This is a genomic window from Streptomyces sp. NPDC051020 (assembly GCF_040683105.1).
Lineage (GTDB): Bacteria > Actinomycetota > Actinomycetes > Streptomycetales > Streptomycetaceae > Streptomyces.
The window spans coordinates 1-14,683 of sequence record NZ_JBFBCG010000030.1; the positions used below are offsets into that span (position 1 = coordinate 1).

Sequence of the window (14,683 nt, forward strand, 5' to 3'; positions counted from 1 at the left end):
ATGCCGGGCACGCCGATATCCTGCGCGAGGGCCTCGACGGCCGGACCGGGTTGCGCGCCGAACACGAGAAGCAGATCGACGAGGAAGCCCGTGCAGCCTACTGCGCGAAGATCGAGCAGGCCGCCAGGTCGGCCGCACCAATCAAGGCTTAGAGGTCGCGCGGATAGGCCCGGTTGGGGAGGTCGGCAACAGAACGGGCACAGGTCCCGGTGATCATGGAGTTGCGACGCTCTGTGATCACTGGGGAGACCTGTGCCCGCGCTTCCATCTTGGCTGACCGAACCGCTCTGGGACCAATTCGCGGTCCTCCTGCCCGAGCGGCCGGAGTACCACCCGGACCATCCACTGGGCTGCCACCGCCGACGTATCAGCGATCGGATCATCTTCGACAAGATGCTGCAACTGCTGCGCTTCGGCTGTTCTTACGAGGCGATCGCCGACACAACCTGCTCGGCCACCACGATCCGCAGCCGCCGCGACGAATGGATACGACAGGGCGTCTTCGCCCGGCTCAAGCAGATCGCGCTCGACTCCTACGACCGGATCGTCGGTCTCGTCCTGGACCAGATCGTCGTAGACGGCTCCATCACCAAGGCTCCCGGAGGCGGCGAGGTGGCCGGGCGTTCCCCGGTCGACCGCGGCAAACAGGGCCTGAAACGCTCGGGCATGACGGACGGATACGGCATTCCACTGGATCGTGTCCTGGCCGGCGCCAACCGCCACGACTCCCCGCTGCTCGCCCCGACGCTGGACCGCTTGGACGACCTGGGTCCGTTGCCCGACGACGTCACCGTGCACCTGGACGTCGGCTACGACTCGGACAAGACCCGCACTCTGCTCAACGAACGCGGCCTGCACGGCCGCATCGCGCACAAAGGCGAGAAGGCGCCCATCCAGGCCAGCCAGCGCTGGCACGTCGAACGCACCCACGCCTGGCAGAACGCCTTCCACCGGCTCGCCCGCTGCTACGAGCGGCGCGCCACCGTCGTCGACGCCTTCTTCGACCTCACCGACGCGATCATCACCGTGCGCAGCCTGATCCGGCGGGCATGGATGACTCACCGCTGGGACGAACGCCCGAACCGCCGACCATGACCGCACCCCTATCCCCGCCACCTCTTACAGTCCCGTCGACGGCTGCATAGCGGGGGTTTCGTTCGCAGGGACGGGTCACGTCGCACTCCAAAGGCCGGAGTTCGTTTGCGTTAACGATAACAAGTTCACACGCGCGCCAATTTCTTTTCAACCGGCGTTCCCTGCCTGGGCTGTGTGTCGTCCCTACGGTCCGTGTGTCTTCGAAGGGAAAGGACTCATGGACGCACTACTCGCGGTCAAGGCTCGCGGGATGACGCAACGTTTCGGTGACGTCGTCGCACTCGACGGCATCGATCTGGATGTGGCGCAGGGTCAGATCCATGGCTTGGTCGGACCGAACGGTGCCGGCAAGACGACATTGCTCGGTCTCCTGCTGGGTCTGGCCGTTGCTGACAGCGGCCGCCTAGAGATCCTGGGTACGCCGGTCGGGCGGGGGCTCGCCGCTCCCGATGGTGTCGCCGGGTTCGTGGACGGGCCCGGTCTCTACCCCTCGCTCACCGCCCGGCAGAACCTCGCCGCGCTGGCGGCTCTGCGCGGTCTCGACGCGCGGTCGGCGGGGATCGACGACGTGCTCGAGCAGGTCGGGCTCACCGATGTCGCCGACGACCGGGCACGCGGCTTCTCCCTCGGGATGCGTCAGCGGCTCGGGCTCGCCGCGGCCCTGCTCACCAAGCCCCGGCTGCTCGTGCTCGACGAACCCTCCAACGGCCTCGACCCGGCCGGCAAAAGACACGTCCACGGTGTCCTCACCCGGCTCGCTTCGGACGGAACCAGCGTCGTGCTCTCCAGCCACCGCATGGACGACCTCGAAGCACTGTGCTCCGAGGTCACCATCCTCGCCACCGGACGGATCGTCTTCTCCGGTCCGCTGAGCAAGCTGGCCGCCGAGAACCGAGAACTCGACTACCGGCTGCGCACCTCCGACCCGCAGGCCGCCCGCCGACTGGCTGCCGACACGGCCGGGGTCCAGGTGGTCGACGACGCCGGCGCACGGCACGACGCCGAAGTGCTCGTCGTACGCGCGCTGGTGCCCGCTCTCGACGAACTGGTGGTGCGGCTCGTGGACGCGGGCATCGCGGTGCGCGAGCTCGCCCCCGTGGTGTCGCCGCTCGAAGCCGCGTTCCTCGCCCTCACCGAACAGCAGGAGGCCGGCCGATGACCGCGACCATCGCCGACAACACCGTTGCCAGCGCCCACCGCGTCCCGGTTCCGCGCGTCTACCGCTTCGAGCTGGTCAAGCTGGTCTCGCAAGGACGGATCCGCTTGCTGGTCCTCGCCTGCTGGATCGCGCCAGGGCTCTTCGTCGCCGCGGTGAGCCAGCAGAGCACGCTCCCCTCCGACACCCTCTTCGGCCGCTGGATGCTCGCCACGGGGTGGGCCGGACCGCTGGTGGTGCTCGGTTTCGCGGGCACCTGGGCGCTCCCGCTGCTGACCTCGGTGGTCGCCGGTGATGTGTTCGCCTGCGAGGACCGGCTCGGCACCTGGCGCCACCTGCTCGTGGCGGTCCGGTCGCCCCGGCGGATCTTCGCAGCGAAGGCACTGGCCAGCCTCACCGTCATCGGGCTGCTCGTGGCCGGGCTGGCCTGTTCCAGCGCGGTCGGCGGCGTGGTGGCGGTCGGCAACCAGCCGCTGGTCGGCCTCGACGGCCACCTGCTGACGCCGTCGGACGCCGCCGTCAAGGTCCTGCTCGCCTGGGTCTGCGTACTCGCCCCGACCCTGGCCCTCGCCGCGATCGGACTGCTCGGGTCCATCGCGCTGGGACGGTCCCCGATGGGGCTGCTGCTGCCCGCGCTCGTCGCGCTCGCGATGCAGCTCGCCCAGATGCTGCCGCTGCCCGTCGCCGTACGCCTGGCCCTGCCCGGCTACGCCTTCATCGCCTGGAACGGCCTGTTCACCAGCCCGGCACAGCTCGGCCCGCTCCTGATCGGCATTGTGGTCAGCCTGGTGTGGGCGGTGGCCGCCACAGCCCTGGCGTACGCGCTCTTCCTGCGGCGCGACTTCACCAACCTGACCTACGACGGCTCCGGGCGCCGCGCGATCACCACCGGACTCCTGCCGCTGGCCGGACTGACCGCCCTCACGGTCGGGGTCGTCGCCGTGGCGACACCCTCAATGGGCTCCGGAATCGAGCAGGACAAGGTCCAGCGGTCGGTCGCCACGGCGTTCGCGCACCTCTATCGCATGCAGACCCAGCAGCTCAACCGCCCCGACGTCACCGAAGAGCAGCTGAAGGTCACGGCGGCGTGCAACAAGGGCGGCGGCCATGCTGCCGCCCAGGGGCCGGGCAACGACTGGCGCTGCGTCGTCTCCTGGCATCTGCCCGGCGTCGAGGCCACAGGGTCAGCCATCTACCAGCTCGACGTCACCGCTGACGGGCGGTTCGTGGCCGATGGCGACGGACCGAAGGAAGTGAACGGCTACTTCCTGGTGCGGACCCCGACCGGGGACGCACCGAACCCGCTCTGGCAGTTCGACGGCAACGTCGAACTTCTTACCACCACCCCGAAGGGATAACCCATGCAGGTCACACGGCAGCGTCGGATCAACGAGAAGAAGCAGATCAGCCTTTTCGGTAGGCGCGTCGGCCGCCGGACCACCCTGGTAACGACGGGCATCGCTGTCGCCCTCGCCGTCACGGGCACCGCTGTTGCCCAGACGCACCAGTTCGGCACCGACCAGGTCGGCCAGGTCACCGCCAACGGCCAGGTCGTCTCCGCCGACCAGTACATCGACCCGATCGGTGAGCGCCTCGTCGTCAACAACGGCAAGATCATGTCGTCCTCGGTCAGCCCGGACGGCACCCACGTCGCGGCCTCGCTCGCCGACGGTGGAATGGCGCTGGCCATCGTGGACCTGAAGACCTGGAAGGTGCAGCAGCGCGTCGGCAACAACGCGTCGGCGGATCTGCGTATCAGCGGCAACGACGTGGGCCAGGAAGGCCCCACGTACTCGCCCGATGGCAAGCAGCTGTGGCTGGGCCAGGTCGGCGGCTACACCAGGTTCACCGTGAACCCGGACGGCACCCTCGCCAACCCGACGTCCGTCAAGATCCCGGCGGACGGGTCCAAGCAAGCACTGGCGAGTGCGGCGGTGTTCTCGGCCGACGGCTCCACCGTGTACTCCGCGGTCAACGGCCAGAACCGCGTGGTCGCCATCAACGCGGCGACCGGGGCCATCGAGCAGAGCTGGGCCGTGGGCAACGCCCCGCGCGGCATGGTCCAGGTCGGCAGCAAGCTCTACGTCAGCAACGAGGGCGGCCGCCCGGCGAAGCCCATGCCCGGCAGCCTGCTCGACCAGGTCAGCACGGTCACCGCGAGCGGTGAGTACCCGCCGAACCAAGTCGCTGTGAAGCTCAAGGACCACGATCCGTCGACCAAGTGGCTGGCGAGGAACCCGACCGGCTGGGTGACCTATCAGCTGGCCAAGCCCAAGGCGGTGGTGCAGTACTCGCTCACCTCGGCAGACGACTATCCGGGACGCGACCCCAAGGACTTCACCCTGCAGGGGTCGAACGACGGCAGCACCTGGACCGATCTGGACAAGCACACGGGGCAGCGCTTCAACTCGCGGTACCTCACCAAGAGCTACACCTTCACCAATACCACCGCGTACAGCTACTACCGGCTGAACGTCACTGCGAACTATGGCGAGCCCTTCCTGCAGCTCAGCGGCTGGGACATCAGCGACTCGACCGCCCCGGCCGAGCCCACGCAGAATTCCTACGGCACCGCGGTGCCGGCCGATCCGAACGCGGGCACCACTACCGGCACGGTCAGCGTGATCGACCTGGCGAACCCGACCGCCGCTCCCTCGAGCATCGACGTCGGTCTGCACCCGACCACCATGTACGCCAAGGAGGGGGCGGTGTTCGTCACCAACACCGCCACCAACGACGTGTCGGTCATCGACGCCGCCAAGGACAAGGTCGTGCAGACCATCGCGACGCAGCCGTGGCCTGAGGCGTCGGTGGGCTACCACCCCAACGCGGTGACGCTCACCGACGACGGTCACCTGCTGGTGACGCTCGGCGGCGCCAACGCGGTCGCCGTCTACCGGTACACGTCCCCGCAGGAGCCGGTCAGCTATGTCGGCCTGCTCCCGACGGACTACTTCCCCGCGGAGATCGCCACCGTCGGCAACGACGTGGTGGTCTCCAACACCCGCGGTATCGACGCCCTCCGCCCCAACAACCCCGCCGGACACAACTCCCACGACACCACCTCGAGCCTGCAGCGGTTCACGCTGCCGGACGACAGCGTCATCAAGAAGTCCTACACATCCAAGGTCTTCAGCCAGAACGGCTGGACCAAGAACTCGGTCAAGCTGGCCCAGGGCAAGGGCCTGGGCCGGACGCCGGTGCCGGTCCCGGTGAAGCTCGGCGACCCCTCGACGATCAAGCACGTCTTCCTGCTCATCAAGGAGAACCGGACCTACGACCAGGTCTTCGGTGACATGCCCCAGGGCAACGGCGACCCGAAGCTGGCGCAGTTCGGCGAGAACGTGACGCCGAACCAGCACGCGTTGGCCGAGCAGTTCGGGCTGTACGACAACACGTACGACATCGGCACGAACTCCGCCGAGGGTCACAACTGGATGATGCAGGCCGACGACCCGGAGTACACCGAGTCCATGGCCGGTCAGTACGTTCGCACCTACGACACCTACAACGACGCTCTCGGCCACCAGAAGTCCGGCTTCATCTTTACCGGTGCGCAGGCGGCGGGCAAGACCGTCAAGAACTTCGGTGAATACACGCTGCAGTCCAACAACAAGCCGTCCGGCGCGAGCTGGCAGAACTTGTACTGCGACACCAAGAACATGAAGGCGAACCCCGAGCAGGACACCGCCTACCCCATGCACTCGAACGTGGCGATCCCGTCGCTCGACGAGGTCACAGTGCACAGCTTCCCGGGGGGCGACCTCAATATCCCGGAAATCTACCGGTACGAGATCTGGAAGCGTGACTTCGAGAAGAACGGGCCGGCGAACCTGAACATGTTCTCGCTCCCCAACAACCACACCGGTGGCGCGCCGAGCGGAGCTGCTCAGGTCGCGGACAACGACCTCGCGGTCGGCAAGATGGTCGACACGATCTCGCACAGCAAGTACTGGAAGGACTCGGCGATCTTCGTTGTCGAGGACGACACCCAGGCCGGCATCGACCACGTCGACGGGCACCGTGGCCCGATCCAGATCATCAGCCCCTGGGCGCAGCACGGCAAGGTCGACAGCCGCTACTACACGCAGATCACGATGATCCGGACCATCGAGCAGATCCTCGGGATCCAGCCGATGAACCAGAGGGACAGCGCGGCCAGCCCGATGCGTGGGGCGTTCACCCAGAACCCGGACTTCACGCCGTTCACCGCGCTGCCCAACCGGGTCCCGCTGACCGATGGTCTGAAGACCCCGCCGTCCTGCGGCCTGGACACCCCGGCGGCGCAGAACCCCAAGGCAGAGGTCGTGCCGGCGGCGACGGTGCCGGCGGACAAGCAGGAGCTCGCGGCGAAGTGGGAGAACTGGAAGTCGAAGCAGCCGCTGACCGGGCCCAAGGCCAAGGTCGACTCCGTGAACCCCGCGCAGATGAACCACTTCACGTGGTACGAGACGCACGGGTGGAGCAAGCCGTACCCCGGCGAGAAGAAGATCTTCGAGCCGCAGGACGTGCCGGGCGCCTACATCCCGGCGCCGGACTCCGACGGCTGACGCAGGCGGATCGCGTCAAGAGCCCCTGAACGGCATGGCGCATTCTAGGGGGCGTGCAACACGTGGTCGTGTTGATCAGGCCGCGAGCAGTTCAGGCAGGCGCTCGGCTGGGGTTTCCCAGCCGAGCGTCAGGCTGCGCATGGTGATGATCGTGTCGGTGAGGTCGAAGAAGGCGTCGACGACGGTGGCGCGCCGCTCGTAGCAGCGGGCGAGCCGGTGGAAGGCGTTCTGCCAGGCGTGGGTGCGTTCGACGTGCCAGCGCTGGCTGGCCTGGACGGGCGCCTTCTCGCCTTTGTGCGCGATGCGGCCGTGCAGGCCGCATTCGTCGAGCAGAGTGCGGGTCTTGTCCGAGTCGTAGCCGACGTCCAGGTGCACGGTGACGTCGTCGGGCAACGGACCCAGGTCGTTCAGGCGGTCCAGGGTCGGGGCGAGCAGCGGGGGGTCGTGGCGGTTGGCGCCGGCCAGGACACGACCCAGTGGGAAAGGTTGCAGGTCGGCCTCGGTCCATACCGCGTACTTCTCCGCCGAACACCTGGCCTGGCTGCGCGAGTGGCGGACGCGGCAAAACCCCCGGGTGCCTACGCGCCGCACAGGCCCGCAGGGGAGTTCGGGCCGCAGAAGCTGTTGCCGGCGACGGAGAGGCTGTCGGTGGCGGGATTCAGCGTCATGGTGATCGGGCCAGTGGGAAACCAGTTGTCCCGACCACCGTTGCTGTCGGTCACCACGCCGGTGGCCGAGGTACCGTTTACAGCGGTCAGCCGGCCCGAGGCGTGATAGCCGTCGATGACGATGCCGCCGATCCCCTTGTCACAGGGTGGCGAGGCCTGATCGCAGGAGACGTAGACGCGCGCGCTGGCTTCGAACGAGCCATCCTTACTGATCGTGACCGACCTGCCGTGGCCAAGCCAATCCTCGACGAACGGAGAGAAGCCCGCCGGGCTCGGCTGGGAGTCCGCGGGCCCGGTGGCGGTGTGCGTGGGCGCCTTGGCCGCTGCGACCGATGCGCCGGCCGACGGCCCAGTGTATGCAGTTGCTGCTGCTAGCAGGATTCCCATCATCCCTGCGGCCACCGCTCGCGCTGTGCGGCGGCTCTCTCTCCGTATTTCCGTCATGACTACCTCCTGTCGGCCACGGCTCAATCGCCCCCGAACATGAGGTTGAATGGTGAAGATCCACTCCCTTCACCCTTGTCGGGAGCCCCAGGCTTCGCGACGGCTCCGGAGAAACCGCCCATTGGGCGGATGAAATCCAACGTACGGAGTACGCCAGAATGGGGCACGTGTTCGCACCCAAATGGGTGACGTGCGCCGTGCGTCAGCAGCCCGGGAATCGTCGTACATTCGCCATCCTGGCCTGGTGCGCCAACGACGTACCGGCACCCACGTCTGCAGCCACCCGCTGCGATGTGACGAAGTGCACCGGCGCCTTCCGGTTGCCGTCCTCGACCGGCCGGGCCGCCATCGGCTCCACCGACTTGCGCCGCCGCACAACAGCAGCCCGCGCAACCGAAGGGCGTTCCGTCGCGCCGAGTTGACGGACAACTGTTGTCTACGGTTTCCTGCACCCCCCAAAGACCGATGACCAGTTTGACGGCGCCTGTTGCCAGTGCGCACCGAAGGGGCGATTTCAGGCCACAACACAATGCCCCTTACGCTGCGACATGTCGGTCAGCAACGGTCGGCCGGAAACAACGAAGGGCGACACCATGACCTCAGAAGCCAACACACAGGGCACCATCGATGCCACAACTGCCTTGCTGCAGGCGGAACTTCCGCGCCTGGAAGAGCGCCAGCAGGCACTGGAGAAGGAACTCGCGACTGTCACCGAACGCCTGGAGTCGGTGCGCACCGCTCTGACTGCTCTGCAGGCGTTGTCCACCGCTCCCCCGGCACCGGCAACTGCGGTGGCCGACAGTGAGCCCAGCGCTGTCCCCGGTCCGTCGGCAAACGCTGACACCGTGACGGAGACGGAGAACGTCGCCGTTCCCAAGATTCCGCGGCAGGCGCAAGGGCGCACCGACTCTGCCGTCGAGGAAGCCCCGCAGGAGAAGGCAGCAGCCCCTGCACGCCGCACCCGGAAGGCGCCCGTCACCAAGGGCCGCAAGCAGGCGCCCGCCAAGCAGAAGAGCGAGCCGGTCAAGAAGGCCGTTGCTGCCAAGGCCGCCAAGCCCGCGAAGACCGTCAAGCCTTCGAAGGCCAGGGCGTCGAAGAAGGCTGCGCCCGCCGCACCGGCAGTCGACGACAGCGGCAGCCTCACCGAGATGGCCATGAAGGTCCTGGCCGCCTTCGGTGACACCCCCGTCCGTGCGCGTGACGTCACGAAGGCCCTGGGACGCGAGCTCACCCCCGGCAGCATCAACACCGTACGCAGCACACTCGACCGGCTTGTCGGCACCTCCCGCGCCCACCGCGCCGGCCGCGGCCTCTACCAGGCCCCCGGCAACTGACGCCTCCCTCCGGGAGGAGCCGCGCGCCCGCCCTCGTTACGGCCCGGAAGCCGTAACGGGGGCGAGGGGTGTTTCTCAGTGGGCAGTTCGTGTTTCACCGGACCGCGAACAAGTCGGCCACAGAGAGCCTCATCAGGCGCGGGTGGCCTGCGCGGCATGTCTTCTCGGCGGCGCATCCTGCATGCGAATCCCCTGGTGGAACAGGCCGCGGACACCGATGAACAGCGCCCACGCCAAGAGGGGGAACGCCGCTGCCCGCTCCATGCCTCCCATGCCGAGGCCGAGATAGCGCTGGGAGAGGAAGAGCCCGAAGGACGTGATCGCCGTCGCTCCCAGCAGACTGGTCACCCAGCGCAGCGGACCCGGCTCATCGTCCGCCAGACCGACTCCCGCCAGCACAAGGCCGATGTTGCCCATGGCCATGATGAGCAGCGCACCCAGGACATGCTGATTCTCGTGGACGTCCGCAGGCGCCAGCCCGGCCAACACGAATCCCACGCCGGCACAGGCCAACAAGCACCGGGCCACGATCGCGGTCGCACCTCTGCGCCAAAGAGCCCCGGCGAGGACGACACCGACGACGAGGAGCGCTCCCAGAACGACGAACGACGCGTTCATCAGGCCGTGTTCGGGCGAGCAGATATAGCGTGGTTCAGGTTCCGACTGCATGGCGCAGTGGGCATTGCCCAAGTCACTGATGTTGTTGTGTGCCCAACTGTAGGGTCTCGACCAGGAGGCCTCGACGACGATGTGCGTCCCGAAGAACTGCATGACGCCTACAGCCCACGCAAGACAGCCGATCCGGTGTCTCAATGCCCTTCCTCTTCCTTTCGATATCCGGACGGCGTGCGGCCCGGTGGATGGTCGTGTGCCGACGCCGGTACCGGGCGAGCGAGTCGCCCAGGCGGTTACGACGTGGCGCAGCGTGCCGCGCCCGACAAGAAGACAGCGCTGAGCATCACGACGAGAACACACACGCCTCCGGACAGCTCGGTAGACCGCTTCAAGCATGGTTTTTCTGAGCCCGGCAGACATCTGCCGTTCGGCAGATATCCGGCGACCGGTCAGTGGTCGGTGAGGGTCCCGGCAGGCGAAGGCACTGACAGCGTCCCCATGACCCGCCAGCCGTCGGCGGAAGGCCCGGCCGTAAGCGCCCCACCGAGGAACCTGAACCTTTCGTCCAGGCCGACCAGCCCCGTACCGCCACCCTTGCGGTCCGGGAGCAGCGGCTTGTCGCTACTCCCGTCGTTCGTGACAGAGACCTGCAGCACGGCCCCGCTCACCTGCTCGACGGTGACCGTGACCAGGTGGGCCGAGGCAGCATGGCGCCGGACGTTGGTCAAGGACTCCAGCACCAGGGCGTGCGCAGTCTCGTCGATCTCCCGAGGCAGTGCCCCGACCAGTTCTTCGTCAAGGTTCAGCTCGGTAGTGACCGAACCGGACTCAGCGAACCTGCGGACCAGGTCGGGAAGGTCCGCCAAGCCGTACACGCGGGTCGACGGCTGAGTCGGTTCCTGACCGTGCGCGTCCTCGCGCACATCCTCCGCCTCGCGCAGGCTCTGCAGAGTGCGGTCCATGGAGTCGAGCGCGCGGATGCCGGCCTCCTCCACCCGGGCCAGCATTGCCTGGTGCTGTTCCGGGTCATAGGCCGACTCCTGGGCAGCCTGCACCTCCAACACCATGCCCGTTATCTCGTGGGCGACGAAGTCGTGCAGGACTCTCGCCATGTGGAGTCGTTGCTCCCGGCGGGCCTGCAACACCGCCTGTTGCCGACGGCTGTCCGTGGACCGCAGGTAGCTGCCGACGCCGACAGCGCAAGCCACCGGTACCAGCGTGACGAGCACCATGATCACCGAACCTGCGGTCCCGGACTCCGGGTTGCGCAGGGTGAAACGCAGAGGCAGGGCAAGCGTGGTGAGGGTGGCCGCCAGCCCCGCGGGAAGCAGATGGCGAGGCTGCGACCGCCGGATGAGACGCCCGGTGAGGATCAGCAGCCCGCCGAATTCGAAGGGCATCCACAAGAGGGTCAGGCCCTGCTTGCCGATGTACGCGATGTCCACGAGGAGGGAGACCGCCATGACGACCAGCGCGGCCGTGTTCTCAGTGATCCTTCCCCACGGCCATCGGAGCAGCGGCACCGATACGGCAAGCAAGGCCGATGCGGCAAGGAGCAGCGCGACGGCCGGGCCGAGCAAGGCCGGCGATCCCAGGCAGACGACCGCCGCCCCGATGCCCAGGCTCCGCCGAAGTCCCGGTGCCGCGCTGCTCGTTGTCATGGCCGTCAGCCTACGCAGAGGCCTGGGCCGCGGCGGTCGTCGGCGTTCGACGCCGGGCCGGACCGCCTCGCGGGCCGTCCGTCATTTCGTTGCGTATCCCATCTCCCAGGCCCGCACGGCGATTCCGACCCTGTTCCGCACGCCGAGTTTCCGCTGAATGCTGGCGACATGCGTCTTCACCGTGCCCGGAGAAACGAACATCTCGGTCGCGATATCGGCGTTGGTCAGCCCTTCGGCAACCTTCCCGGCGACTTCGATCTCCCTCTTGGTGAGGGGACTGACGGGGGCCTCTCGCCCGGCTGTCGTGCCGGATCCGCGACCGGGGCCGGTGACGTGCCTGAGCAGCCGTACCGTGATGGAAGGGCTGATCAGGCTGTCACCGGCAACCGCTGCTCGCACGGCCTCCACGAGCAGCGCAGGTCCGGAGCGCTTGAGCAGGAAACCCGAAGCCCCGTAGCGCAGTGCCGGATACACATACTCGTCCAGATCGAAGGTCGTCACGATGACGACCCTGCCCTGGAACTCGGTTGCCGGGGCGAGCAGGTTGCGTGTGACTTCAAGTCCGTCCATACGCGGCATACGGACGTCCAGGAGAGCGACGTCAGGTCCCAGCCGCTTGGCCGTCTCCAGGGCATCCGCGCCGTCGGCAGCCTCGCCGACCACCTCGATGTCCGTCTGATTCTCGAGAATGCGCCGCATACCCCGGCGAACCATCTCCTGATCATCAGCGATGAGCACACGAATCGTCACCGTGCCATTCTTACAGGCGACGTGCTGTGAGAATCCGCTGAGATGAAGGGCTCACGAACCGTCCGCCGAGCGTGGTCGGGTCGTGGCGACCAGGCGTCCCGCATGGTCCATCACGGAGATGGATCCGATGTCGGGAAGGTGCAGGGCACTCGCTCCCGTCACGGCTGCGCGGCCGTTGGGAGTGATCGCCCAGGTGGCTGCCTGCTCCTTGCGTCCGTCCACCGACGAGACCTGGAGGGTGAAGGGTCCTGGTGCTCCTGCGGGCAGGTCGGCCAGAGTCACGCTCACCGCAGTGCCCCAGGGCTTGGCCGTGAGCGTGGCACGGCCGGAGACGGAGTACCCGGCGGCCGAGGTGAAGGCCGTGGCCGGGTCGGTCGAGTGCCGGAACGGCAGCATCGACCCCAGTCCGAGCCCGGCAACCACGATCAGAGCCGCCGCCAATGCCAGCCAGTGCCGACGAGCCCGGCGCCTGCGTGCGGCATCGGCGGCGCGGACCTGCTCCAGCAGACGGCCGAGCCCGGCCGACGAAGCCGGTGGCGCCGCATCGGTGTCGGCCTCGTGCGTGACCTGGGGGCGGGGCGCGGACATACCCGGGGTACGGCGGAGCAGTCCCGCCAGCGGGGCCGAGCGTGCGAGCTCGTCACGGCATTCCTGGCACGTGGGCAGGTGGGACTCCAGGACGCGGCGGTCGGTCTCGCTGAGACCGCCCAGCACATACGCGCCGATCAGCATGCGCACGTCATCGTGGTCGGTGCTCACCGTAGAACTCCCATTTCTTCAAAGGCTGCGCGCAGGTTGCGTACGGCGTAGTAGGCGCGGGACTTGACCGTTCCCTCCGGGATCGTGAGCCGTGACGCGGACTCGGCGACGGTCAGCCCCTCGAAGTACAGCGCCTGGATCACGTCACGGTGCTCGCTGGACAAGCGTTCCAACGCTGCGGTGATCACGTGCCCCTCCAGCGCAGCCTCCACATCATCGGCAGAAGGTACAGCCGCGAGTGCCTCGTTGTCGTAGAGCGGCTCCGGACGCCGCTGCTCAGCGCGCCAGCCGTCGGTGAGCACGTTGCGGGCAATCGTAAAGAGATAGGAGCGGATGGTGACGTGGCGCGGCTCGATCTTGTCGATGCGGCGCCACGCCCGCAGCAGCGTCTCCTGCACGACGTCCTCCGCCTGCTCAGAACTGCGCACATACCTGCGCACGAAGGAGAGCAGCACATCGTGGTGCTCGGTGTACAACGCAGTCATCAACTGCTCGTCGGGCGTCACGCTCGAAGTCCTCGTCTCGCAGGCTGGGGTCGCTTGGAGCATCGCCGGGCCCGGGCTGCAGGCGGTGGACAGTCCGCGCCCCGGGGAGGCGCCGAACCAGATCCGATCCATCCGACTCACTTCCATACCTGACCGCACCGGCTGCGCCGTCTTCGAGGACGGCTGCGACATGCGGTTCCTTCTGTCCTGAGGCACTGATCGTGTGCCCTTGCGGCTACGTATACGACGAGCTGGGGGTTTGAGTTCACTCCGCGGGCAGCGCGTCCGGCGCTTGAGTCGGGCGCGCATCCCGATGCCCTGCCCGGTTGGACCCGCCAAGCCGATGCCGGCGACCGGTCACCCTGCGGACTGAACCGGGTGCCGGAGGTGGTCGTACACGTGACCGCAAGCCTCCCAACACTCAGGAGAACACGTCATGAGGAAGAAGAAGCTCGGCTGGTCCCTCGGCGCGGGTGCGGCCGTGATCCTCGGCCTGGGCACCGCCGCCTCCGGGATGTTCAGCGCGAACGCCTCGAGCCTGGACACGTCCGCCTCCACCGCAACGCGCCCGGTCAAGGTGGAGGTCGTCGCGCCCCACCGTGGGGACAACGCGGGCGTGGAGGGCAAGGGCTGGTTCGTGGACCTGAAACTCTCCTTCCGGGGCAAGACCCTGGCCCAGACCGGCTTCAACGGGCCCCAGCTCACCGGCCCGGCCGCGCACAACAACATCGCCCCCTTCCCCGGCACGTTCTCCACCGGCCAGGACGACAAGATCCCTGGACTGGTCGTGCTGGACTCCACCACCAACAGCACCCTCCCCGGCTTCTCCGGGCCCGGCACCAACCTGGCCAACCTGTTCAACCTCTCCGGCGTCACCGACCGCACCCCGAACAAGACCGAACTGTGGGACACCTGGATCGTCGGCGCCCCCATCGCGGGGCAGAACGTCGACACCACCCTGACCGTGGCCGTCGTCGACGACCTCAACCACGACGGCATCTACAACGACGCACCCGGCGTCGTGAAGGACCTCAACGGCGACGGGAAGACCGACGCCAAGGACCTGGGTCTGATGGGCGTGGCCTCCAACATCGTCACCGTCCCCTTCCACATCAACGCCGACCCCGCCTGATCCCCGCCCGTTCAGGAGGGCGCCGCCGCTGAGC

General features: G+C 67.7%; 12 protein-coding genes and 2 pseudogenes. 7 read left to right on the top strand and 7 right to left on the bottom strand.

Annotated features, from left to right (window positions below):
* The 5 genes and pseudogenes from AB0N06_RS18055 to AB0N06_RS18075 all read left to right on the top strand — a co-directional run.
* Positions 1 to 152, top strand: a pseudogene (locus AB0N06_RS18055) (type I restriction endonuclease subunit M); the annotation flags it as partial.
* 100 nt (positions 153 to 252) lie between these two features.
* Positions 253 to 1,095 (top strand): IS5 family transposase, encoded by an 843-nt coding sequence (locus AB0N06_RS18060; RefSeq protein ID WP_366135664.1) that lies wholly within the window; start codon positions 253 to 255, stop codon positions 1,093 to 1,095.
* A gap of 217 nt (positions 1,096 to 1,312) precedes the next feature.
* Complete coding sequence (locus AB0N06_RS18065) at positions 1,313 to 2,254, top strand: ABC transporter ATP-binding protein (protein ID WP_366135665.1); 942 nt, start codon at positions 1,313 to 1,315, stop codon at positions 2,252 to 2,254.
* Positions 2,251 to 3,609: an ABC transporter permease gene (locus tag AB0N06_RS18070; RefSeq protein ID WP_366135666.1), complete on the top strand. Its 1,359-nt coding sequence runs from the start codon at positions 2,251 to 2,253 to the stop codon at positions 3,607 to 3,609. Before AB0N06_RS18065 ends, AB0N06_RS18070 begins: the two co-directional genes overlap by 4 nt.
* Positions 3,610 to 3,612: 3 nt before the next feature.
* Positions 3,613 to 6,801 (top strand): alkaline phosphatase family protein, encoded by a 3,189-nt coding sequence (locus tag AB0N06_RS18075; protein WP_366135667.1) that lies wholly within the window; start codon positions 3,613 to 3,615, stop codon positions 6,799 to 6,801.
* Between the two features lie 75 nt (positions 6,802 to 6,876).
* On the opposite strand, the pseudogene AB0N06_RS18080 reads toward AB0N06_RS18075, so the two are convergent.
* Both AB0N06_RS18080 and AB0N06_RS18085 read right to left on the bottom strand, forming a co-directional pair.
* A pseudogene (locus tag AB0N06_RS18080) lies at positions 6,877 to 7,281 on the bottom strand (transposase); the annotation flags it as partial.
* A 98-nt stretch (positions 7,282 to 7,379) separates the two neighbouring features.
* Complete coding sequence (locus AB0N06_RS18085) at positions 7,380 to 7,913, bottom strand: hypothetical protein (protein ID WP_366135668.1); 534 nt, start codon at positions 7,911 to 7,913, stop codon at positions 7,380 to 7,382.
* A 593-nt stretch (positions 7,914 to 8,506) separates the two neighbouring features.
* Here AB0N06_RS18085 and AB0N06_RS18090 point away from each other — a divergent pair.
* The gene (locus AB0N06_RS18090) at positions 8,507 to 9,247 is read left to right on the top strand and encodes a hypothetical protein (RefSeq protein WP_366135669.1); all 741 of its coding nucleotides are present in this window, start codon (positions 8,507 to 8,509) and stop codon (positions 9,245 to 9,247) included.
* A gap of 132 nt (positions 9,248 to 9,379) precedes the next feature.
* Here AB0N06_RS18090 and AB0N06_RS18095 read toward each other — a convergent pair whose 3' ends face one another.
* The 5 genes from AB0N06_RS18095 to AB0N06_RS18115 form a co-directional block, all read right to left on the bottom strand.
* Complete coding sequence (locus AB0N06_RS18095) at positions 9,380 to 10,282, bottom strand: DUF998 domain-containing protein (protein ID WP_366135670.1); 903 nt, start codon at positions 10,280 to 10,282, stop codon at positions 9,380 to 9,382.
* Positions 10,283 to 10,311: 29 nt separating this feature from the next.
* Positions 10,312 to 11,523 carry a histidine kinase gene (locus tag AB0N06_RS18100; protein ID WP_366135671.1) on the bottom strand — a complete coding sequence of 404 codons (1,212 nt, stop codon included), beginning with the start codon at positions 11,521 to 11,523 and terminating at the stop codon, positions 10,312 to 10,314.
* A gap of 81 nt (positions 11,524 to 11,604) precedes the next feature.
* The gene (locus AB0N06_RS18105) at positions 11,605 to 12,273 is read right to left on the bottom strand and encodes a response regulator transcription factor (protein ID WP_366135672.1); all 669 of its coding nucleotides are present in this window, start codon (positions 12,271 to 12,273) and stop codon (positions 11,605 to 11,607) included.
* Positions 12,274 to 12,324: 51 nt separating this feature from the next.
* Positions 12,325 to 13,032, bottom strand: coding sequence for a zf-HC2 domain-containing protein (locus AB0N06_RS18110; protein WP_366135673.1), 708 nt, complete (start codon positions 13,030 to 13,032; stop codon positions 12,325 to 12,327).
* A complete protein-coding gene (locus AB0N06_RS18115; protein WP_366135674.1) occupies positions 13,029 to 13,538 on the bottom strand; it encodes a sigma-70 family RNA polymerase sigma factor in 510 nt (169 codons plus the stop codon). Before AB0N06_RS18115 ends, AB0N06_RS18110 begins: the two co-directional genes overlap by 4 nt.
* A gap of 415 nt (positions 13,539 to 13,953) precedes the next feature.
* Here AB0N06_RS18115 and AB0N06_RS18120 point away from each other — a divergent pair, with 415 nt between their 5' ends.
* Positions 13,954 to 14,649 carry a hypothetical protein gene (locus AB0N06_RS18120; RefSeq protein ID WP_366135675.1) on the top strand — a complete coding sequence of 232 codons (696 nt, stop codon included), beginning with the start codon at positions 13,954 to 13,956 and terminating at the stop codon, positions 14,647 to 14,649.
* Positions 14,650 to 14,683: the final 34 nt, after the last annotated feature.

What these genes read in the sequence shown, in the direction of transcription:
- AB0N06_RS18065 (WP_366135665.1), top strand. Translation starts at nt 1,313, where the DNA reads ATGGACGCACTACTCGCGGTCAAGGCTCGCGGGATGACGCAACGTTTC.
- AB0N06_RS18070 (WP_366135666.1), top strand. Translation starts at nt 2,251, where the DNA reads ATGACCGCGACCATCGCCGACAACACCGTTGCCAGCGCCCACCGCGTC.
- AB0N06_RS18075 (WP_366135667.1), top strand. Translation starts at nt 3,613, where the DNA reads ATGCAGGTCACACGGCAGCGTCGGATCAACGAGAAGAAGCAGATCAGC.
- AB0N06_RS18085 (WP_366135668.1), bottom strand. Translation starts at nt 7,913, where the DNA reads ATGACGGAAATACGGAGAGAGAGCCGCCGCACAGCGCGAGCGGTGGCC.
- AB0N06_RS18090 (WP_366135669.1), top strand. Translation starts at nt 8,507, where the DNA reads ATGACCTCAGAAGCCAACACACAGGGCACCATCGATGCCACAACTGCC.
- AB0N06_RS18095 (WP_366135670.1), bottom strand. Translation starts at nt 10,282, where the DNA reads ATGTCTGCCGGGCTCAGAAAAACCATGCTTGAAGCGGTCTACCGAGCT.
- AB0N06_RS18100 (WP_366135671.1), bottom strand. Translation starts at nt 11,523, where the DNA reads ATGACAACGAGCAGCGCGGCACCGGGACTTCGGCGGAGCCTGGGCATC.
- AB0N06_RS18120 (WP_366135675.1), top strand. Translation starts at nt 13,954, where the DNA reads ATGAGGAAGAAGAAGCTCGGCTGGTCCCTCGGCGCGGGTGCGGCCGTG.